This is a genomic window from Phyllobacterium sp. CCNWLW183, assembly GCF_037203775.1.
GTDB classification, from domain to species: Bacteria; Pseudomonadota; Alphaproteobacteria; order Rhizobiales; family Rhizobiaceae; genus Phyllobacterium; species Phyllobacterium ifriqiyense.
Window position 1 is genome coordinate 106,427 of the sequence record NZ_JBBCBN010000003.1, and the last position, 19,744, is coordinate 126,170.

Here is a 19,744-nt window from a genome sequence, read left to right on the forward strand (position 1 = left end):
CCTACACTCCTGAAACCATGCGACCGGGATTAAATATGCCGCTGGGGTCAAACTGTTGTTTCAACCTTTTCGACAGGGCTGCCAAAGGCGCGGGTTGCGGTTCGAATACGGGCAATGCGGCACGCAGAGCCACTGAAGCACGCACCAATGTTGCGTGACCTCCGCCATACTTTGCAACAAGCGCACGGACAGCCTCTGCCTCCGGATCGCCTTCCATCCGCAGCCAGATCAAGCCGCCCTGCCAGTCATAAAACGCGTCGACCGCCGCGCCCATGCGAAGAGAGGCAACCAGTTTGTAAGCCTCCATCGGCGCCATCGACACCCGCCAGACCGGACGCTCCGTTCCATCCGCGAATGGTATGACATCGCGGATTTCGCGCCACAGGTTTCGGGATATATCTTCGCTCAACGTGTCAACCGCACCCGCTGACGCCAATATTTTTTTTAGCATTTCCGCGCGATCGGCGACGGAAGGCGCAAAACCTTCAAGACGAAGCAAAGTCGAGGCTTCACCTTGAAGGGTACCGCCAATCACACGGCTGGCGACATTGCCGGGTAGATGCGCCGCGGAAGCCACCTCTCCGCTTGAACCCATTGCAATCGCCATCGCCCGGGCGGCTTCATCGTCGGCTAATCCGCGCAGTACCAGAGTGGTCTCAGCTTCGGGCTTGGGCAGAACTTTAAATGTGATTTCTGTTGCAACACCCAAGGTTCCCCACGAATGTGCCATGCCTTTCGAAAGATCATAACCCGTCACGTTTTTGACGACACGGCCACCTGACTTGAACAACTCGCCTCGCCCGGAGACAACCCGCACACCCAAGACGTGATCGCGCGCTGAGCCCGCCTTAAGGCGGCGGGGGCCGCAAAGATTTGTCGCAAGCAGGCCGCCAAGACTGCCCTGCCCCGCAGCTTTACCAAGCAATGGCCCATAATCCATTGGCTCAAACTGAAATGCCTGACCGCTGGCAGCAAGCAGTGCTTCCAGTTCAGCCACCGGTGTTCCGGCCTTTGCCGCCAGCACGAGCTCGTCGGGCTCGTAGAGTGTCACGCCCGAATAGGTTGATAAGGCGATCGTGTGTTCCGTTTGCAAAGGACGTCCGAGTTCGCGCTTGGAGCCCTGACCGATGATCTCAATCGGGGCTTGTTCAGACAGCGCCCATTGCACGATCTCGACAATCTCATCTTCGGAGTGGGGATTGAATGTGCTCAAGTTCAGAATCTCGGTATATCTGGAAATGGCACCTTACCTCGATGCACATGCATCCGGCCAAGCTCCGCACAACGATGCAACTGCGGAAAGACTTTGCCGGGATTTAACAAGTGCCGTTCATCAAAAGCGCACTTGACGCGGATCTGTTGATTGAGATCGATTTCGTTAAACATTTCCGGCATGAGGTCACGCTTCTCAACACCGACCCCATGTTCGCCGGTCAATACGCCCCCAACTTTTACGCAAAGCCGCAATATATCCGCACCGAAGCTTTCTGCCTTGTGCAATTCGTCCGGGATATTGGCGTCATAAAGGATGAGCGGGTGCAGATTGCCATCACCTGCATGGAAAACATTGGCAACGCGCAAGCCATATTTCTCGGAAAGCTCGCGCATCCCGGCAAGGACTTTCGGCAGCTCTTTTCGCGGGATCGTGCCATCCATGCACAGGTAGTCGGGCGAAATACGACCAACCGCCGGGAAGGCAGCCTTGCGCCCTGCCCAAAATGCCATGCGCTCCTCTTCGCTCTGCGATATGACGCAAGTCGTCGCGCCATTCTTGCGACCGATGGCTTCAACCATAGTGATGAGGTGGTCAACCTCAACGGCCGGCCCGTCCAATTCGATAATGAGCAATGCTTCAACGTCAAGAGGGTAGCCCGCATGAACGAAATCTTCGGCCGCGTGGATCGCCGGCCGATCCATCATTTCCATACCACCTGGAATTATCCCCGCTGCAATAATTTCTGCCACGCATTGCCCGGCCTGCTCGCTTGTAGGAAAGCCTACCATAAGCGCACGTGCTGTCGTTGGCTTTTGCAAAATGCGAACAGTAACTTCAGTGACAACCCCAAGCAAACCCTCCGAACCGGTCATGAGTCCCAAGAAGTCATAGCCTTCGCTATCGAGATGCTTACCGCCAAGCCGAATGACTTCGCCGGTTATCAGCACCATCTCCAGACCCAGAACATTGTTTGCTGTCAGCCCGTATTTCAGACAGTGAACGCCGCCGGAATTTTCTGCAACATTGCCTCCAATCGAACAGGCAATTTGCGAAGAAGGATCAGGCGCATAATAAAAACCTTCATGTTCTACGGCCTTGGTTATTCCCAGGTTGGTGACGCCCGGCTGCACAACAGCGGCTCTGTTGGGGTAATCAATCTCAAGAATGCGGTTGAAGCGGGTCATGACCAGAAGCACCGCATCTTCCAAGGGTAAAGCTCCACCAGACAATGATGTACCAGAGCCGCGCGGAACAACCTTCACATTGTTTTCATAGCAATATTTGAGAATGAGCGAGACCTGCGCCACGGTCTGGGGAAGTACCACAACAAGCGGCAACTGGTGATAAGCAGTCAGCGCATCCGATTCGAATACGCGCATTTCGTTCGTGGCATCAACGACGCCTTCGCCCGGAACAATTGCCTGCAGGGCTGCAACAATAGCTGCACGACGCGACATGGTTGCTTCGTCAGCCTTTGGCATAACAAGTCCCGGCATTGTTCCTCCCAGTCATAGTATTCGGAAAGAGCTAATAACATCCCAATGATCCGCTTAGACTGCGTCATGCTGTTCCAGTGGTCAATTCAGACATTCATATTTGTTAAAGCATCAAACCGTGCCAAGATTTGATTTCGAAACAGCTTTCAATGACGGATCATGAAAACAGTCGATTTCAAACATGCCCGGGGTCCCGATAAATTGCGCATCTATGCCATAGGCGACGTGCATGGCAGGCTTGATCTTTTGCAAGAGATGCATCGACGTATCTACATGGAGAATGAAAAGTCACCGCCCTTTGATTGGGTGGTTGTGCATCTTGGCGATTATGTTGATCGGGGACTTCACTCCTGCGGCGTCATCGATTTCCTGATCAATGGACAACGCAAAAATCATCGAATACTTGCCCTGGCCGGCAATCACGAAGTTGGTTTTGTTGATTTTCTCAATACTGGCGACGCTTACGGTGTTTTTGCTCGCTGCGGCGGTCGCCAGACGGGGTTGTCCTATGGTGTGAATATTGATTTCAACAATGAACTGTCGGTCGCATCAGGTCATGAAGCATTGAAGCGCGCTGTGCCGAACAGCCACTTGGATTTTATCAGACGACTACCCCGATCAATGATCTTTGGAGATTTTTTCTTCTGCCACGCCGGTATTCGCCCCGGCATTGCGCTTGAACGACAGAGTCAGGAAGATTTGATCTGGATCAGGTCCGAATTTTTGGATGATCAACGGCCTCATTCCAAAATCATCATCCACGGGCATACGCCAGCGACCGAGGTCGAAATCAGGCCAAATCGAATTAATTTGGATACTGGTGCCTATGCCAGCGGACGGCTTAGCGCGATTATGATCGATGGGCCGAACAAGACGTTTCTTGAAGCGACCGTATAATCGAGCCTATCGGCGAAACGACGTGCTGATCCCGTATCCATCGCTTGATACCGGATGCCCGCCAGCATCAACGGAAAACAAACCAACGCCCATGAACAAAATAGCTGACAGCATAAAGGCGGTCAAAAGGGCGGCACTTTTGGTGGTCATCTTAGGCGTTTCCGTTGCTAGCTTTGTTCTGGCTTGATGCCAGTTGTGCGTGTGCCCACTAAAGGACACACTCGTTACCAACTAGTGAATTGAAGACACGTTCCACATATTTGAGCAGCGTTGAAGCGATTCAGGATACACATGTTGCATAGCTGCAACTAAAGCCGGATGCCCGCTATCGGATCAGCGCTACCCACGCACGAGCCAGAGCGAGTCCTGCTGCGTCTGCAGCAGCACCATCCTTCGCAACGTTACCGGCATAATTAGCAAGCCAATTCGGATAACTTTCAACTATCTGGTCATGGAACACGTGTTTCCATTCGTCGACAAGGCGCGTGTCAGCCTCAAAGTGAAATTGGATACCGTAGACTGCCCGACCGATCCGGAAGGCTTGATTGGTTGTCATCTGGCTTAGGGCGAGATGTGTTGCCTGCTCCGGCAGCGTAAAAGTATCGCTGTGCCAATGAAAGATCGGAAATCGCTCTTCGACGGCGGAGAGCACCGGATCCGACGCAGCCTCAGCCGTGCAGATCACGTCTTGCCAGCCAAATTCCGCTGGACGGCCAAGAATGTTGGTAGCGCCATAGCCCCGCGCCACCAATTGGCTACCAAGACATATGCCAAGAACCGCCTTGTCCGCATCGCCAAATTTTTTGATGAGATCAGCGAGTTGCGGGAGATAGGGATATTCTTCGTCAGCCAGGGCATTTTGATCACCGCCAAGGACGACAATCGCGTCGTGATCGTCATGGCTGCTCGGCAAAGCTTCGCCAAGATAGGCGCTGCGAAGGTCAATCGAGGCATTGGCCTCATTTAACGCGGTGCCAACCTGTCCAAGTCCGGTATTGTGATAATTCTGAACGACAAGAACGTGCATGGCGACCCTGATGTGTATTGACTATGTTCCCGGATAGCATGAGGACTCAATGACCGGAAGCCGCAAGATGCCCCTGCAAAATCGTGTCACACCCTTTGGCGACATTATTGCTGTAACACAACGCGGCTCGCTGATGGGAAACCGCGGCATTATCCATGACCCCGCTACTAAAACGCTCTTAAAAAGGCGATGGTCATCGCGCGCCTGGATCATCTGCGTTTGCCAGTTCAAGAATGTACGGCGCGATGTGATGGCGCGCCGAAGCTGGACTGAGCTGTTCTTTCTCGATGAAGCTACCGCTCTTAGCGCGGGGCATCGCCCCTGCTTCTACTGCCAGCGGCAAAGAGCCAAAGAGTTTCAAGCGGCCTGGGCTGATGGAAACGCAACCGAGCTGCCATCTGCACCACAGATGGATGCAATACTCCACGGCGAGAGGCTTGATCAAAAGGGCCGCAAAAGACACTACCCACTCAAAAGCGCAGTTCGCGACCTGCCCGATGGAACCATGCTGGCCAGCGGAGCCAATGCTTTTCTGGTCAGAAAGGGGGAGACGCTGCTCTGGTCTTGGGAAGGCTATTCATCGGCTGAAATCGAATTATCCAAGGCAACCTTGCTTACACCGCCTTCCACAGTTCGGGCTCTCAGAGCAGGCTTCACACCACTTACGAGATAAGACTTCAAATTTTGCATTGACAATCACCGGCCTGCGAAAGCTCCAGCCCAGACTTGTTCCGGCAGCGGCAATCAGAATTATCGCTGAGCCTAGTAGCTGACTTGCCTGCAAAGCATGACCGAAGGCAAAATAATCAACCAGAATGGCGGCCACCGGATAAATGAAGGATAGCGAGCCAGTAATGTGAGTGGGTAGTCTCTGTATAGCGCTGTAGAGCAGGATATACATCAGCCCAGTATGCACGATGCCTATGGTTATGATGCTCGCCCACTCGCCCGTACTTTGTGGCAGAGTAGTAAAATCGGCAAGGGGCGCGAGCATCACAATGCCGACGCTCACTTGGATCAGCGCTATCAAATGCGGCGGGGTGCCTCTCAACCGTTTGGCGACGATCGCTGCTATGGCATAGAGAAATGCCGCGCCGAGCGCCAAAGCAATACCGGCCATGTAGTCAGATCCGCTATAGATTCCGCCTGGCTTCGCCTGCACGATCAACAACATGCCCGCAAATGCGAGTGCCAGCCACGCCAGCTTTGTAACTGTGAGCTTTTCCTTGAACATTAAGGCTCCCAAACCGACGAGCATGAACGGCTGTACATTATAAACTGTGGTGGCGATTGCGATGGATGCGCGCGGGTAGGCAGCAAACAGCAGAACCCAATTAAGCACAATTGCGACACCGCCTATCATGGCCAATCCCAGAATTTTCAACGAGATCACATTAGGGCGAAGCAAACCCAAAGCGCCGCAAATAAGCAGCAATGTCAACGCGCCTATGGCGCAGCGCCAGAACACCACGGAGAAAACAGGTTGACCTGACATCAATACGAACCAGCCAATCGTACCGGAAATGACCATTGCTGCGGTCATTTCCAAACTGCCTCTGACGATATCTCTTTCCATTGCCTGTTCTCCTTAGCTGTTAAGGAACAGACTATGCGGCGGCTTCGAGATTTGATATGATTTTGAGACAGCAATATTGGCGTTCAACCTTTTTAATGAAGGCTATTTTAGCTAAGAGCCTTACGGAAAAAACATGCTTGATGAACTCGACAGGACCATTATCGAAATTCTGGTTGACGACGCGCGTATCTCTTTGAAAGAGCTCAGCCAAAAAGTGGGTCTATCATCGCCGAGCGTTTCAGAACGACTGCGACGACTGGAAGAAAAGAAGGTCATCCGCGCCTTCACTGTCGATATTGACCCACAGACATTAGGCTATAATCTGACTGCAATTGTGCGGGTACGGCCGCTCCCCGGCATGATCCACATCGTGGAAAAGCTGATCCAGGAAACACCGGAAATTACCGAATGCGATAAGGTCACGGGTGATGATTGCTTTATCGGCAAATTACAGTTCCGAACAATGCAGCAATTGGACAGCATCCTTGACCGCTTGGCCGAAAAGGCTGAAACAAACACTGCAATTGTCAAATCCTCGCCGGTAAAACGCCGCTTGCCACCCCTCGCCTGACGCCCGGAGCCAATGATGCGCGCAAACTATAAGATGCAACGGCTTTTTGTTGCTGCGGACTTGAGAACGGGAAGCAAGGCTGATGCTGCACCGGAAGCAGTCAACTATCTAGTCAATGTTCTGCGGATGAAGGATGGCGATGAGATTCTTATCTTCAACGGCCGCGACGGGGAATGGCGTGCCGTCTTGCGGTTCGAGAGCAAGAAAAAGCTGTATTTTGAGCCCGTAGAATTGACCCGTGAACAGCCCGCAATCCCTGATTTGATCTACTGTTTCGCACCACTGAAGCAGGGGCGGCTCGATTATCTAGTGCAGAAGGCCGTTGAAATGGGTGCCGGCATTCTGCAACCAGTGATAACCCAACACACGCAAGTGGCGCGTATCGGCATTGAGCGTATTGAAGCAAATGCAATTGAAGCAGCTGAACAATGTGGAGTTTTGGCGATTCCTGCAGTGCGCGAACCTTTGAAACTGGAAAGATTGCTCGATGAATGGGACCCCGCGCGGCGGTTGATCTTCTGCGACGAGGGACACTACACACATAATCCCCTACCTCTGTTGGAATCATTGCCTAAAACACCTCTTGGCGTGATCATTGGACCAGAGGGCGGCTTCTCCGATCAAGAGCGGCAGAGATTACGCAGCTTGCCTTTTGTAACGGCAATTCCGCTTGGTCAGCGCATCTTGCGGGCAGACACTGCGGCGGTAGCTGCACTCGCCCTGATTCAGGCGACAATCGGAGATTGGTGAGAAGCAATTTCTGTTGATCGATCTATCAATGAAATTTGCTTGCGCTCTCATGCAAAAAATGGCCAATCACGCCCAACAATATTTCAATAATGGAAACACCAGTCATGGCGCGGGACACGACAGACGAAACACGGATCGCCAATACAGAAGAATTGGCTGCGCATCTCGCGGAAGGATCAAAGCCGGAATCTGCCTGGCGGATCGGGACGGAACACGAGAAATTTCCCTTCTACACCGAGCATAACAGCCCGGTTCCCTATGACGGGCCACGCGGCATTCGCGCGATTTTGGAAGGCATGCAGTCTAAACTCGGCTGGGAACCGATCATTGACGAAGGTAATATTATCGGCCTGGTTGAGCCAACAGGACAAGGGGCAATTTCGCTTGAACCGGGCGGGCAGTTCGAGCTTTCCGGCGCACCGCTTCTTTCCATCCATCAGACTTGCCGCGAATCCAACGCTCACCTGGCTCAAGTCCGCGAGATTGCCGAACCCCTCGGCATTCGTTTTCTTGGTCTTGGCGGCAGCCCGAAATGGACGCTTGCCGAAACACCGCGCATGCCCAAATCCCGGTACAATATCATGTCCAATTATATGCCAAAGGTTGGCAAAGATGGACTGAACATGATGTACCGCACCTGTACTATCCAGGTAAATCTGGACTTCTCATCGGAAACCGACATGCGGCGCAAGATGCAGGTTTCGGTCAAACTGCAATCCATCGCTACCGCACTGTTCGCCATGTCGCCTTTCACGGAAGGCAAGCCAAATGGCCTGCTTTCGTGGCGTTCGGAGATATGGCGGGATACCGATAATAATCGCTCGGGCGTCCTGCCCTTCATCTTCAATGAAAATTTCGGCTTTGCCGACTATGTTGAATGGGCGCTGGATGTCCCGATGTATTTTGTCATGCGCCATGGACGATATCACGACTGTACCCATGTGACGTTCCGGCAATTCATGAATGGTGCGCTTAAGGATTCGATACCGGATAGCACGCCCAATATGGGTGATTGGGCCAATCATCTTTCAACGCTTTTTCCCGAGGTTCGGCTGAAACGCTTCCTCGAAATGCGCGGCGCAGATGGTGGACCATGGCGGCGTATCTGCGCCCTGCCCGCGTTCTGGGTAGGTTTGCTCTATGATGCCGAGGCTCTCAATGCAGCGGAAGCCATGACGCGTGACTGGAGCTACGAAGAAGTTCAGGCATTGCGCGATGAGGTTCCCGCCAAGGGCCTTCAGGCCAAATTACGCAATCGTTCCGTCCACGAAATAGCGCGCGACGTGCTGGCTATTTCGAAGCTTGGCCTTCGAAACAGAGCGATGCTCAATAGTGAAGGTTTCGACGAGACGCACTATCTCTCTTCGCTGGAAGAAGTCGTTGCGCGTGGTACAACATCAGCCGAACAGATGTTATCCCAGTACAACACAGTTTGGGGCAGTTCCGTCGAACCCGCATTTCTGGAATATGCCTACTGAGCAGAGGAAAAAGCCCGATGACAAAGACAATTCTGATCACGGGCGGGAGCCGCGGTATTGGTCGTTCAGCCGCAATTCTCGCTGGTCAAAAGGGCTGGTCCGTTGGCGTAAACTACGCAAGCAACAAAGCTGCTGCTGACGAAGTGGTGGAGGCCGTCATCGCAGCTGGCGGCAAGGCATTAGCCATTCAGGGAGACGTAGCCGTTGAGGCTGATGTCATTTCAATGTTCGAGCAGACCAAGCAGCTCGGCAGACTTGATGGCGTTGTGGTCAATGCGGGTATCGTAGCCCCGGCTTCCAAACTCATGGATATGGACAGCGACCGCATGCGGCGTGTCTTCGACGTGAATGTATTTGGAGCCTATTTGTGTGCCCGCGAGGCTATACGCTATCTCGCACCGTCGCGCGGCGGCAATGGTGGCTCCATAGTGCTTTTATCTTCGGCAGCGGCCCGCATCGGTGGCCCTTTCGAATATGTGGATTATGCCGGATCAAAAGGCGCAATGGACAGCCTGACACTTGGTCTTGCAAAAGAGGCTGGCTCTGAAAATATTCGCGTCAATGCAGTGCGTCCGGGATTGATCGAGACCGACCTTCACGCCAGTGGAGGGCAACCCGACCGTGCGCAACGGCTTGGAGCCACAGCCCCACTCGGCAGGGCTGGAACCGCAGAGGAAGTTGGGGAATCGATCGTCTGGCTACTAAGCGATGCATCATCCTATGTCACGGGCGCATTGCTCGACGTGACGGGTGGACGTTAAACGTTCATATCGACAATTAGGACTCCCGTTGCGCGCTATATGTGTTATGCGGAGCAATCTCATTCACGCGGATTGACGAACCATGGCAAAACACAAAGCGCTGTCCGAAGCCTTTATCCCCGAGCTTCCAAATTACTATAAAGGCAAAGTTCGCGAGAATTACGATCTTGCGGATGGCACGCGCATCATTATCGCTACGGATCGCATCAGTGCGTTTGACCGTATATTGGCCTCGATACCGCTCAAAGGGCAGGTTTTGACGCAAACGGCGCGTTTCCAGTTTGAGCAAACGCAGGATATTTGTCCCAACCACGTTATTGAATATCCCGACCCAAATGTTTTGCTCTGCCGCAAGCTTACTATCTTGCCGGTCGAAATCATTGTGCGTGGCTATCTCGCCGGAACAACGGGCACGTCAATCCTGACACTATACAAGTCCGGCCGACGTGAAATGTACGGCTTCACCCTTCCGGACGGCATGCTGGACAATGAAAAGCTGCCGGAGCCAATCATCACGCCAACTTCCAAAGCATTTGATGGCGGTCACGACGAGCCTTTGACTGCTGAAGATATAATCGAGCAAAAGCTGCTAACCAAAGAACAATGGGAGACAATCTCATCCTACGCTTTGAAGCTCTTTGCACGCGGCCAGGAAATTGCGACAAGCCGGGGTCTGATCCTTGCCGACACCAAATATGAATTCGGTACGGATGAAGCAGGAAATATCGTTCTTGCCGATGAAATCCATACGCCCGATTCCAGCCGTTACTGGTTTGCCGATAGCTACGAAGCGGGCAAGCGCCCTGTCAGTTTTGACAAGGATTTCGTGCGAAATTGGGTCGTTGAGCGTTGCGATCCATACAAGGATGATATTCCGGAAATTCCTGAAGACGTCATTGATGCGACAACCAAGGTCTATATTCAGGCCTATGAGAAAATCACTGACCGTAAATTTGAAGCCGGTGATGCTGCAACAGATCCATTGCAACGCATCAGGGAAAACTTGAAGCGCTTTTTCTAGACTCACAAATCAGTTGATGTTCGCATTATTACGGCGGTAGTCTTCCTCAACACCAAGTGTGAGGGAGGACAGCGTTATGAATCTCGTGGACATGTTTCTAAAGGGTGATGGGGGGAAAAATATTGAAGCGCTTTCCCGGCAATTCAATCTTTCCCAACAGCAAACGCTTGCCGCTATCGAAGCGTTGATGCCCGCATTTTCGCAAGGGCTGCAGCGCAACACTGCCGATCCCATGGGCATGGGCGCTTTCGTGCAGGCACTTTCATCGGGTCAGCACGCCAATTATTTTGATGATCCTTCTGCGGCATTCAATTCGTCTGGTATAGCTGACGGCAATAATATTCTGGGCCATTTGTTTGGCTCCAAGGATTTGTCACGGGCTGTAGCTGACCATGCCGCTGCCACGACCGGCCTAGCGACTACGACGCTAAAGGAGATGCTTCCCGTTATCGCTTCCATGCTGATGGGCGGGCTCTATAAGAAGTCTACGGGCCAATTTGCCGCCTCCGGTCTTGGCGGCGGAAATGTAATCGGCGATCTGATCGAGCAGATGATGCGGCAAGGGGGCGGAGGCCAGACTGCCAGCACGCAACAAAATGCACCCAGCGCCAATCCTTGGGGGCAGATTCTCGAAGGAATGCTCGGTGGCGCAACGCAGCAACCACAAGGGCAAGGTGGTACCACCGGTAATAACCCGCTCGGAAAGATCTTTGAGGAAATGATGCGTGGGGGAATTCCTGGCAGTGCAGCTCCAAAAACCTCACAGCAAAACCAACAGCAGCCGGGCGCAGGCCAAAATCCCTTTGGCGATAATCCTTTCGGCAAAATCTTTGAAGAAATGCTTGGTGGCGCGACGCAAAAGCGATCGACTCCGCAGCCAGAACCCGCGCCAGAGCCGGAAACTGCGTCTGCGCCTCCTTCCGATAATCCTTTGAAAGATATCCTAGGCCAGATGTTCGATACGGGCCGTAAGACCAACGAGCAATATCAGAAGGGCATGGAATCCATTTTCGACCAATATATGCGGGGAATGGACCGCCACAAATAGGTCAGGCGCGATAAGAAAAAGCCCGGCCAAATTGCATATGCAAAATGGGCCGGGCAGGAGGCAGGCGGAGCGCCGGGAGGGGATTCCGGCGTGAATGGGCGCCTGCTAAACAGTCAAATCATACTATCTGGTTGCACTACGAACGCGTGAGCGCACGTCTGCAAGCGCTCCCAGCCTTTCGCTCGGATCATCCAGCAGCGATGTTCCAATGGCGGAATGGAGATCCGCACGCGTGACACCAATGTCATGCAGCATTGAATCGTTCCATTCGCCAAGACTCAAAATCGTTTTACGGTTCCGGCGGGCAACAATCATTCGGTTGACAAAGCTGACAGCCAGCGACGCAAGCGATGCGATCGTGCCGGTGAAACCAGTTACTTCAGTCATTCTCGTTGTTGTTGTCATCGCCCGTACTCCTTTGAACGGCAGCGATCAGAAGTTAAATCACGCGAAAAACCATTTTCCGCGCAGCACGCTCAATGTCCGTTAGACACCAGCGTTTCCTGAACATCTTTAGAATGATACAGAAGGATTGATTATTCAAACGAATGTTTTTAATGTAAACGTTCAATAATAATGATGAGTCAACAGCCTTGGGAACCTGTCATGAGCGCACCGCTTGATCTCGACCAGTTGCAGACATTCACAGCCATAGCCGACTTGGGAAGCTTCACCAAGGCAGCCGATAAGGTCAACAAGACTCAATCGGCTGTATCGATGCAGATGAGGCGCTTGGAAGAACGTGTTTCGAAGGCGCTTTTCGAACGCGATGGCCGCACGAACCGTCTGACCGAGGATGGCGAGCGGCTTCTTGCATATGCACGGCGCATGCTGCAGCTAAACAATGAAACCATTGCAGCTTTTGATGATACGCAGTTGCAGGGTCATATCCGCATCGGCACTCCAGACGACTATGCAGATCGTTTTCTGCCCGAAATCATGGCGCGTTTCTCGCGCTCGAATCCGCGTGTCGAACTATCCGTTGTCTGTGAGCCAACGGTCAATCTTGATGAGATGATCCGCAAGGGCCAGTTGGATATTGCGCTGGTTACTCAATGCGACGAACAGCGCCGCTCTGAGGTCGTGCGTAGCGAACAGCTCCTATGGGTGACGTCCGCAAATCATAATGTGCATGAGGAGGTGGTTCTGCCGCTGGCAGTGGGTCGACCCACCTGCATATGGCGCGCAGCAGCTGTCGATGTGCTCGACTCGATGCATCACGACTATCGCATTCTCTTTACCAGCTGGTCTGCCACAGTTCTTGCCGCGGCTGTTCTCGCCGGGCTTGCCGTGTCAATTCTACCGGAATGTGCGTTGCGACCGGGTATGCGGGTTCTAACGGAGGCCGATGGATTTGGCCGTCTTCCAGAGTTTGGAATCGGCATCATGCGCGGTCACACAAAGCCTTCCGCCATTGTTGATGCGTTGGTGCAGCACATTGTTGAAAGTCTTGATAATCTGTCCATGCCAACGCCGGTCAGCATGACACAAGCGGCAGTTCCAGTGCCGGTCAATCAGCGCATGAGACAAGTCCGCTCGACCGAACTTGTCCCGGGTTGGTAATTATAATCCGCCCTGCCAAGCTTTGATTGCATCAAGCGGATAGAGCAACATGACAATATTAAGGGTGAGGTTGTCGCGGATAACCCACCCAGCCAGCAACTCAAATATGATTGCCAGAACGATTGTCAGCCAGATTGGCGCACGCGCGGCAAAGAAAAAGCCGAGCACCATAAACAGAATATCGCTGACGGAGTTCAGCACGCTGTCCCCAACATAGCCAAGCGCAATGGTCGCTTCGCGATAGCGGCTTATGACCATCTCGGTATTTTCAAATATTTCCCAGGCTGCCTCTATGAAAATGGCTCCGAGAAGACGCTGACCGACTGGCCTTTTGCGGGCTGCAAGCCAGAGAATCCCGTAAAACAAAAAGCCGTGAATGATATGGGAAAGCGTATACCAATCGGCGATATGCTGCGAATTGTCCGAAGAATTTGTGTCACTCACCCATAATTTTACCGTCCCGCAAGTACAGATTGGGTTGCGGCCCATGAGCAGCAAAATCACCGCCGCAACAGCGATCATAAGCGCACCTAACAGCAAATAGTAACGCAAATTCGGGCTTTTTTTCTGTATATATGCAACTGCAGGCATATGGTGTTCCCTCTTTCCCCTATACATTCTCCCATAGGCGTTATTCGTCTGCCACTGAGAATGCAATCGGAGATTATGGAAGGTTGATTTCCGCCATCGTCCCGATAGGAATGGAATATGACTGAAAAACTCGAAACCACATCCAATGTTGCCGAATATACCGTGTCTGAAATTTCGGGGGCGTTGAAGCGTACCGTCGAGGATACATTCGGCCATGTTCGGGTTCGGGGTGAGATTTCCGGTTATCGGGGACCGCATTCTTCGGGGCATGCCTATTTTTCACTGAAGGATGACAAGGCGCGTATTGAAGCTGTTGTTTGGCGCGGCTCCATGAGCCGTATGCGCTTTCAGCCTGAAGAAGGCATGGAAGTAATCGCTACCGGCAAATTGACCACTTACCCTGGTTCTTCAAAATATCAGATTGTCGTCGAACAAATGGAGCCAGCCGGTGCCGGGGCTCTGATGGCGCTTCTTGAAGAGCGGAAACGCAAGCTTGGTGCAGAAGGACTTTTCGACAGTTCCGCCAAGCAGCTTTTGCCTTATATGCCACGGATTATCGGCGTCGTGACGTCACCTACAGGTGCAGTCATTCGCGATATTATTCACCGCATAACAGACCGCTTTCCGCTGCACGTTCTGGTCTGGCCGGTGCGCGTACAAGGTGAGACTTCCGGCAATGAGGTTGCCAATGCTGTCAATGGTTTCAATAGCTTAGCCAATAGCGCTGTTTTCCCGCAGCCGGACGTCCTGATCGTGGCGCGCGGAGGAGGAAGCCTTGAAGACCTTTGGGGCTTCAATGATGAGGTGGTGGTGAGAGCCGTCGCTGCCTCGCATATACCTGTCATTTCCGCTGTTGGTCATGAGACCGATTGGACATTGATTGACCTGGCCGCCGATGTTCGCGCCCCGACACCCACTGGGGCCGCAGAGATGGCAGTGCCTGTAAAAGCCGATCTGGTTGCCCATCTTGCAACGCTTGGCGCAAGGCTTTCCTCAGGCATGTCGCGCTATCTCGACCGGCGGCGGCAGGCTCAAAGAGCCTTGGCGAGAGCCCTGCCCTCGGCAGACCAGTTACTGGCATTGCCAAGACGTCGTTTTGACGAAACCGCGGCGAGGCTGGGCCGTGCCTTGCAAGCCAATACGCAGAAAAAACGCGGTGAGTTTGATGGGGCTGCACGCCAATTGTCCCCGCGCCTTCTCGAACAGAAATTTCGTGAAAAGCGTCGTGAAATCAGTGCTTTATCCGCTCGCCTGCCGCGTGCCGTCGAGATTCTTGTGCGGGACAGGCGTGCCAATTTCGCGCGCCCCTCAGTCAGGCTTTCCATAGAACAGACGTCACGTCTGGCCGAGCGCGGCAGGCAACATTTGCAGCAGCTCGACCGACGCCAGATCCAAGCTGTAAAGCTTCTGCTTGACCGCGCCAAACGCCGCAGGGACGAACAATGGCGGCTGCTGAACGGCTTGTCTCATACAAGCATTCTGGAGCGTGGTTTTGCTATCGTTCTCGATCCTTCCGGAACGCCGATCAAGCGCGCCTCGGGTATCGCTGCTGGCGATGATTTGACGCTCCGGTTTCAGGATGGAGACATTCAGGCATTGGCAAAAGACGGCGATGCAAAGCCCGCACAGCCAAAAATCGAGAAGCCTGCAGCCATCAAGAAAACACCTGTTCCGGGCGGTTCGCAGGGATCACTTTTCTAGCTCTACTCGCGTCGCCACAACTATTTTACTCGCCATGATGGAAATTTTTCAGCAAAAATCAGCCATTCTTCGGCAAAAAGCTTCGAACTTTGTCTGAAATGTAGTTGTTTGGCGCAAAACCTGTCTGAGACAGGGCTTACAGTTAGCTAAAAGCAAACATTGATTTTCCAAAACCGTTTTATCTATTCCCGATTCCATGACGGGCTGTTCAGTTCAATCAGTGATTGCGACCAATCATCAATGAAACGCTGACGTTGCGCTCTGTCCTGCACCGCCAGCAAGGCAGGTCCAATGCGGATCGGCTGCGCAATACCCGACTCCTTCAAGTTTTGCGGGCCATCAACACCGGGCGGCAGGCTGCCGGTTTCGGTAAAGTAAAACGCATTGTTTTTTGCAACCGATTGCCCCTGCTGCGAGAGGAGATAATCCAGAAATCTTGCGGCAAGATCGGCACGTTTCGCGCCTTTCGGAATCAGGGCACCACGACTCAACACCAAAGTGTAATCACGAGGAACGACAACTTTTAATTGCGGATAGCGGCGTGCCGCCTCATAGGCATAGGAACCGAGCATATTATAGCCGATATAGAGATTGCCCTTGGCAACTTCCTCAAGAATTTCGCCCGTGCAGCAACGAGCCACGGCAGAGGCGCGCGCCATGCCTTCCAGCAACCGGCCAAACACGGCTGTTGTCTGACGGGCATCATTAAATGCCAACAAATATCCAATGCCGGACAGGCGGATATCATAGGTTCCGACACGTCCACGATAGGTATCGAGTTTCTCGCGCAGCAGATCTGCAAGCTCGACATGGGTGCGCGGCACGTCGCCCGGCGGCACCTTGACATTATTATATACAAAGACGGCCGGTTCGTAAGTGAACCCAAAAACCTCATCCCTCCAATTTGCCCAGTCGGCAACGCGAGCGGTTTCGGGTGAGGTATGGGCCGTTGCACAGCCATCATTGGCCAGTTTCACAAGTTGATCCACGGATGATGACAGCAGAAGATCGCCGAGCGGTTGCTGTTTGCGGCAGGCCTCGGCAGCACGCACGCTGAGTTCATTGGTCAGGTAATCGATAACGTCGACAGTTACGTCCGGCCAAATGGTTTGAAAGTCATCAATCAACGGCTTCATGACAACAAGGTCTGTGGCCGAATAAATGGTCAAGCGACCGGTTTCTGTCTGCAAGGCAGGAAAGCGGATTGTGTTATCTGCGGCAAAGGCGGGCGCCGCAATGAATGCTGCGGCTAGCGCAACACATAGGCGTTTGATCATCTTCCGGCTCCCAGCCAAGTTGCCAATATAGGCATATACGAGGTTGCTGTTCAAAAGCGCAAGACAAGCTCAGGATGGCAAGGGCGTTATGCGTGGTTCGCCCTTCGACAGGCTCAGGAGGGCTCACCATGAGGAAAGTGGAGATTGGCAAGGAACTCGTACTGTTAGCGCATAGTACAATCCCAATCTCGCTCATCAGTTTGGCGAGAACTTTAATTCCGCATTGAATACGGTTTTTGCAGTCCTCAACCTTCCTCATGGTGAGCCCCGTCGAACCACGCACAAAGTTGGAGCCAATGGCAGATTTGAAGGTGGCTGTATGATCCCATCTCAACTCCCCCGCAACCTGGTCCCCGCTGCGGCAACTTGGAGGCCCTTCGGGGCCTGTCTTTTTTATCAGCAATGGTGAGGACTAATCTGCGGCTTGCTCTTTCTGGTGGAGCGGCAGTGTTAAAACCACAACGAAACCGCGTTCATTGCGTGGACGGAAACTCAGGCTTCCGCCATGGGCCTTGGCAACTTCCTGTGCGATCGCGAAGCCGAGTCCGGAGCCGCCTTCGTGGGATTTCGATGTAGAGAAACGCTGCATCGCCTTTTCCCACCCTTCCGGTGGGATGCCTGGCCCATCATCTTCGACCTCGACAAAGGCGTGCGTTTGGTCCGCATTGACCCGCACTTCCAGACGATTACGAGTGCCATGACGCAGCGCATTATCAATGACGTTGACAATCGCCTCGCGAAGGCTGACCGCATCGCCCAGGACAAAGGGGCGATCCTCCGGCGCCTCGAAGGAAACGACAATATCCGGATCAACAGTAATGGGCACAGCCGCACGCCAAGCGCGCCGAGCCACATCAACGAGACTGATGGGTTCCAGTTGCACAGAATCGGCGCGGTGAACAACCATGGCATGACTGAGCAATTGATTGGTCAAGCGGGATAACTCGTCCGTGCGTTCCTTGACGCGATCAAAATGCTGGCGGTCGGCTTTACTCATTTTCCCTGAACCAAGCAGATCAATCTGGGCATTAAGTGCGGTAAGCGGGGTGCGTATCTGATGAGCGGCATCGGCGATGAAGCGCTGCAGCAGGTCGACCCGCTCACCAAGACGACCCATAAAATGATTGATTGAACCGACAAATGGATCAAGTTCGCGCGGCACATCGACAGAAACTGGTGTCAAATCATGGGGATCGCGGCCGCGGACTTCCGTCCCCAAATGTTCGACAGGCTTGAGCGCATAACGAATGGCAAGCATGGCCCCGACAAATGCCAGAAGGCTCATGACGATCACCAATATAGTCGCGCGCAAAGTGAGTTCGCGGGTCAATGCCGATCGCGCTTCATTTGTCTGTGCGACGATGACATAGGCGCGGCCCGTAACGGCTGGATCAGCGAGAACGCGGGTGGCGCGGGTAATGCGAACATCCTCTCCCTTATAAGTGCCCTCTTCGACACGCATCGCATCATCATTGCCCTCCGGAGCGCGCGGACTCTCAAGGTCGTCATAGCCGGTAAGCGTTTCGCCATTGGTATCGATGACGCGGTAGAAAATCCGGTCACGATCGGCAAGACCGAGGAGCTCGAAAGCCGAGGCCGGAAGGCGAACACTGAGCTTTCCATCTTCAACTGCCAGGCTTTCCGCCATTTGCAGCGCAGCGCCCACAAGCAGACGGTCATAGGCCTTGTCCGCGGCGGTGTCGGCATAATACCAGGCGGCGCTGACCAGCAGAGCTGCTCCAACACCAAGAACAAGCGAAATGCGCCTTGCAAGGCGCGCGAACAGCGAAGGTTGGGTTGCGCGCATTTCAGGCAGCATCGCCGGACACCAATTGATAACCCAAGCCGCGAACAGTGACGATGCGGGCTTTTGCTCCATCAAGTTTTTTGCGCAAACGGCCAATATAGAGTTCGATGGCATTGGCATTGGCCGCCTCATCGAATCCGAAAATCTGGTCGAGCAATTCATCCTTGCTGAAAACGCGGCCCGGCCTGGCGACCAATACCTCCAGCAAAGTCAGCTCGCGCCGCTTCAACTGTATTTCACGCTTGCCCACATGGACAGAACGCGTGGCGCGATCCACGGCAATATCGCCGCATTTGATAAGGTTGGTCGCTTCCCCGCCACCATGGCGACGCATTAAAACGCGGGCACGGGCCTCCAATTCGCGGAAGTCGAATGGCTTGACCAGGTAGTCGTCCGCGCCAAGATCAAGTGCGCTCACGCGGTCGTCAATTTCCGATCTGGCCGTGAGGATCAGCACGGGAACGGCATTTCCCGACTTGCGGATTGATTTGAGAATTTCAAAACCGTCCATGCCCGGCAGCATGACGTCAAGAATGATGAGCGCGTATTCGGTAAAATCAATTATTTCCGCCGCATTGCGCCCGTTGGTTTCCCAATCGACGGCATGGCCAGTCGCTTCAAAGCGCTTGACGATCGCTTCTCCCACATCGTGCGTGTCTTCTACCAGCAATATGCGCATGGTGTTTCATTGGCACGAAACAGAAAAGCCCGCAAACAGTATCGATTGCCGCCCGCGCAACTGCTCAACCCAGCCAGCATAGATGATTGCAACCCTGCATTCGTTGCAGCGCGTGTGAATTCAGGCGATGGGTCAGACGCTTATTCGATTTTGAGCGCAGAAGCAGCAGCATTGAGCCAGCCAGTGCATCAAGGAAGATGGGCTTCCTTGACTGCGGCATCAGCCTTGCTCTCAAACTTGGAGGTAAGCTATGTGGCCAAAACCGCTTAGCATTACCCTCATCGT

19 protein-coding genes and 1 pseudogene are annotated in these 19,744 nt (G+C 53.4%); 10 read left to right on the forward strand and 10 right to left on the reverse strand.

From position 1 onward, the window contains the following. Position 1: 1 nt before the first annotated feature. On the reverse strand, positions 2-1,213 hold the full coding sequence (gene glcE / locus V9K95_RS08625; protein WP_336440563.1) for a glycolate oxidase subunit GlcE: 1,212 nt from the start codon (positions 1,211-1,213) through the stop codon (positions 2-4). Positions 1,214-1,215: 2 nt separating this feature from the next. Next, positions 1,216-2,712 carry an FAD-linked oxidase C-terminal domain-containing protein gene (locus tag V9K95_RS08630; RefSeq protein WP_115055233.1) on the reverse strand — a complete coding sequence of 499 codons (1,497 nt, stop codon included), beginning with the start codon at positions 2,710-2,712 and terminating at the stop codon, positions 1,216-1,218. A 159-nt stretch (positions 2,713-2,871) separates the two neighbouring features. Between V9K95_RS08630 and V9K95_RS08635 the strand changes: the two genes are divergently transcribed. After that, a complete protein-coding gene (locus V9K95_RS08635; protein ID WP_336440564.1) occupies positions 2,872-3,609 on the forward strand; it encodes a metallophosphoesterase family protein in 738 nt (245 codons plus the stop codon). Between the two features lie 6 nt (positions 3,610-3,615). Here the strand turns inward: V9K95_RS08635 and V9K95_RS08640 are convergent, their stop codons facing one another. Further along, complete coding sequence (locus tag V9K95_RS08640) at positions 3,616-3,759, reverse strand: hypothetical protein (RefSeq protein ID WP_336440565.1); 144 nt, start codon at positions 3,757-3,759, stop codon at positions 3,616-3,618. Positions 3,760-3,934: 175 nt separating this feature from the next. Next, positions 3,935-4,636, reverse strand: a complete 702-nt coding sequence (locus V9K95_RS08645) for a type 1 glutamine amidotransferase (protein ID WP_336440566.1) — start codon at positions 4,634-4,636, stop codon at positions 3,935-3,937. Positions 4,637-4,703: 67 nt separating this feature from the next. Here V9K95_RS08645 and V9K95_RS08650 point away from each other — a divergent pair, with 67 nt between their 5' ends. Then, a complete protein-coding gene (locus tag V9K95_RS08650; protein WP_336440737.1) occupies positions 4,704-5,309 on the forward strand; it encodes a hypothetical protein in 606 nt (201 codons plus the stop codon). 33 nt (positions 5,310-5,342) lie between these two features. On the opposite strand, the pseudogene V9K95_RS08655 reads toward V9K95_RS08650, so the two are convergent. Next, positions 5,343-6,212, reverse strand: a pseudogene (locus tag V9K95_RS08655) (DMT family transporter); the annotation flags it as partial. Between the two features lie 133 nt (positions 6,213-6,345). On the opposite strand from V9K95_RS08655, the gene V9K95_RS08660 reads away from it, so the two are divergent. The 6 genes from V9K95_RS08660 to V9K95_RS08685 all read left to right on the forward strand — a co-directional run bounded on the left by V9K95_RS08660 (position 6,346) and on the right by V9K95_RS08685 (position 11,841). Continuing rightward, on the forward strand, positions 6,346-6,783 hold the full coding sequence (locus V9K95_RS08660) for an Lrp/AsnC family transcriptional regulator (protein WP_336440568.1): 438 nt from the start codon (positions 6,346-6,348) through the stop codon (positions 6,781-6,783). Between the two features lie 15 nt (positions 6,784-6,798). After that, the gene (locus V9K95_RS08665) at positions 6,799-7,533 is read left to right on the forward strand and encodes a 16S rRNA (uracil(1498)-N(3))-methyltransferase (RefSeq protein ID WP_336440569.1); all 735 of its coding nucleotides are present in this window, start codon (positions 6,799-6,801) and stop codon (positions 7,531-7,533) included. Positions 7,534-7,637: 104 nt separating this feature from the next. Beyond that, positions 7,638-9,011: a glutamate--cysteine ligase gene (locus V9K95_RS08670; protein WP_336440570.1), complete on the forward strand. Its 1,374-nt coding sequence runs from the start codon at positions 7,638-7,640 to the stop codon at positions 9,009-9,011. A 17-nt stretch (positions 9,012-9,028) separates the two neighbouring features. After that, complete coding sequence (locus tag V9K95_RS08675) at positions 9,029-9,772, forward strand: SDR family oxidoreductase (RefSeq protein WP_336440571.1); 744 nt, start codon at positions 9,029-9,031, stop codon at positions 9,770-9,772. Between the two features lie 82 nt (positions 9,773-9,854). Continuing rightward, the gene (locus tag V9K95_RS08680) at positions 9,855-10,793 is read left to right on the forward strand and encodes a phosphoribosylaminoimidazolesuccinocarboxamide synthase (RefSeq protein ID WP_336440572.1); all 939 of its coding nucleotides are present in this window, start codon (positions 9,855-9,857) and stop codon (positions 10,791-10,793) included. A gap of 76 nt (positions 10,794-10,869) precedes the next feature. Further along, entirely contained in the window at positions 10,870-11,841 is a 972-nt protein-coding gene (locus V9K95_RS08685; protein WP_336440573.1) for a DUF937 domain-containing protein, read from the forward strand. Positions 11,842-11,964: 123 nt separating this feature from the next. On the opposite strand, the gene V9K95_RS08690 is transcribed toward V9K95_RS08685, so the two are convergent. Then, complete coding sequence (locus V9K95_RS08690; protein ID WP_307282911.1) at positions 11,965-12,246, reverse strand: DUF1127 domain-containing protein; 282 nt, start codon at positions 12,244-12,246, stop codon at positions 11,965-11,967. A gap of 201 nt (positions 12,247-12,447) precedes the next feature. Here V9K95_RS08690 and V9K95_RS08695 point away from each other — a divergent pair, with 201 nt between their 5' ends. Next, positions 12,448-13,404: a LysR substrate-binding domain-containing protein gene (locus V9K95_RS08695; RefSeq protein ID WP_115055244.1), complete on the forward strand. Its 957-nt coding sequence runs from the start codon at positions 12,448-12,450 to the stop codon at positions 13,402-13,404. Here V9K95_RS08695 and V9K95_RS08700 read toward each other — a convergent pair whose 3' ends face one another. Further along, the gene (locus V9K95_RS08700) at positions 13,405-13,995 is read right to left on the reverse strand and encodes a DUF2585 domain-containing protein (protein ID WP_115055245.1); all 591 of its coding nucleotides are present in this window, start codon (positions 13,993-13,995) and stop codon (positions 13,405-13,407) included. A gap of 117 nt (positions 13,996-14,112) precedes the next feature. On the opposite strand from V9K95_RS08700, the gene xseA reads away from it, so the two are divergent. After that, positions 14,113-15,696, forward strand: coding sequence for an exodeoxyribonuclease VII large subunit (gene xseA, locus V9K95_RS08705; RefSeq protein WP_336440574.1), 1,584 nt, complete (start codon positions 14,113-14,115; stop codon positions 15,694-15,696). 182 nt (positions 15,697-15,878) lie between these two features. On the opposite strand, the gene V9K95_RS08710 is transcribed toward xseA, so the two are convergent. From V9K95_RS08710 to V9K95_RS08720, 3 genes are all read right to left on the reverse strand, one after another. After that, positions 15,879-16,973, reverse strand: coding sequence for an extracellular solute-binding protein (locus V9K95_RS08710; RefSeq protein ID WP_115055247.1), 1,095 nt, complete (start codon positions 16,971-16,973; stop codon positions 15,879-15,881). 412 nt (positions 16,974-17,385) lie between these two features. Next, positions 17,386-18,792 (reverse strand): sensor histidine kinase, encoded by a 1,407-nt coding sequence (locus V9K95_RS08715; RefSeq protein WP_336440575.1) that lies wholly within the window; start codon positions 18,790-18,792, stop codon positions 17,386-17,388. Next, positions 18,782-19,459 carry a response regulator transcription factor gene (locus V9K95_RS08720; RefSeq protein WP_115055249.1) on the reverse strand — a complete coding sequence of 226 codons (678 nt, stop codon included), beginning with the start codon at positions 19,457-19,459 and terminating at the stop codon, positions 18,782-18,784. Before V9K95_RS08720 ends, V9K95_RS08715 begins: the two co-directional genes overlap by 11 nt. Between the last annotated feature and the right edge of the window lie 285 nt (positions 19,460-19,744).

Coding starts and splice junctions, on each gene's coding strand:
- V9K95_RS08630 (WP_115055233.1), bottom strand. CDS start 2,712: ATGCCGGGACTTGTTATGCCAAAGGCTGACGAAGCAACCATGTCGCGT.
- V9K95_RS08635 (WP_336440564.1), top strand. CDS start 2,872: ATGAAAACAGTCGATTTCAAACATGCCCGGGGTCCCGATAAATTGCGC.
- V9K95_RS08640 (WP_336440565.1), bottom strand. CDS start 3,759: ATGACCACCAAAAGTGCCGCCCTTTTGACCGCCTTTATGCTGTCAGCT.
- V9K95_RS08645 (WP_336440566.1), bottom strand. CDS start 4,636: ATGCACGTTCTTGTCGTTCAGAATTATCACAATACCGGACTTGGACAG.
- V9K95_RS08650 (WP_336440737.1), top strand. CDS start 4,704: ATGCCCCTGCAAAATCGTGTCACACCCTTTGGCGACATTATTGCTGTA.
- V9K95_RS08660 (WP_336440568.1), top strand. CDS start 6,346: ATGCTTGATGAACTCGACAGGACCATTATCGAAATTCTGGTTGACGAC.
- V9K95_RS08665 (WP_336440569.1), top strand. CDS start 6,799: ATGCGCGCAAACTATAAGATGCAACGGCTTTTTGTTGCTGCGGACTTG.
- V9K95_RS08670 (WP_336440570.1), top strand. CDS start 7,638: ATGGCGCGGGACACGACAGACGAAACACGGATCGCCAATACAGAAGAA.
- V9K95_RS08675 (WP_336440571.1), top strand. CDS start 9,029: ATGACAAAGACAATTCTGATCACGGGCGGGAGCCGCGGTATTGGTCGT.
- V9K95_RS08680 (WP_336440572.1), top strand. CDS start 9,855: ATGGCAAAACACAAAGCGCTGTCCGAAGCCTTTATCCCCGAGCTTCCA.
- V9K95_RS08685 (WP_336440573.1), top strand. CDS start 10,870: ATGAATCTCGTGGACATGTTTCTAAAGGGTGATGGGGGGAAAAATATT.
- V9K95_RS08690 (WP_307282911.1), bottom strand. CDS start 12,246: ATGACAACAACAACGAGAATGACTGAAGTAACTGGTTTCACCGGCACG.
- V9K95_RS08695 (WP_115055244.1), top strand. CDS start 12,448: ATGAGCGCACCGCTTGATCTCGACCAGTTGCAGACATTCACAGCCATA.
- V9K95_RS08700 (WP_115055245.1), bottom strand. CDS start 13,995: ATGCCTGCAGTTGCATATATACAGAAAAAAAGCCCGAATTTGCGTTAC.
- xseA (WP_336440574.1), top strand. CDS start 14,113: ATGACTGAAAAACTCGAAACCACATCCAATGTTGCCGAATATACCGTG.
- V9K95_RS08710 (WP_115055247.1), bottom strand. CDS start 16,973: ATGATCAAACGCCTATGTGTTGCGCTAGCCGCAGCATTCATTGCGGCG.
- V9K95_RS08715 (WP_336440575.1), bottom strand. CDS start 18,792: ATGCTGCCTGAAATGCGCGCAACCCAACCTTCGCTGTTCGCGCGCCTT.
- V9K95_RS08720 (WP_115055249.1), bottom strand. CDS start 19,459: ATGCGCATATTGCTGGTAGAAGACACGCACGATGTGGGAGAAGCGATC.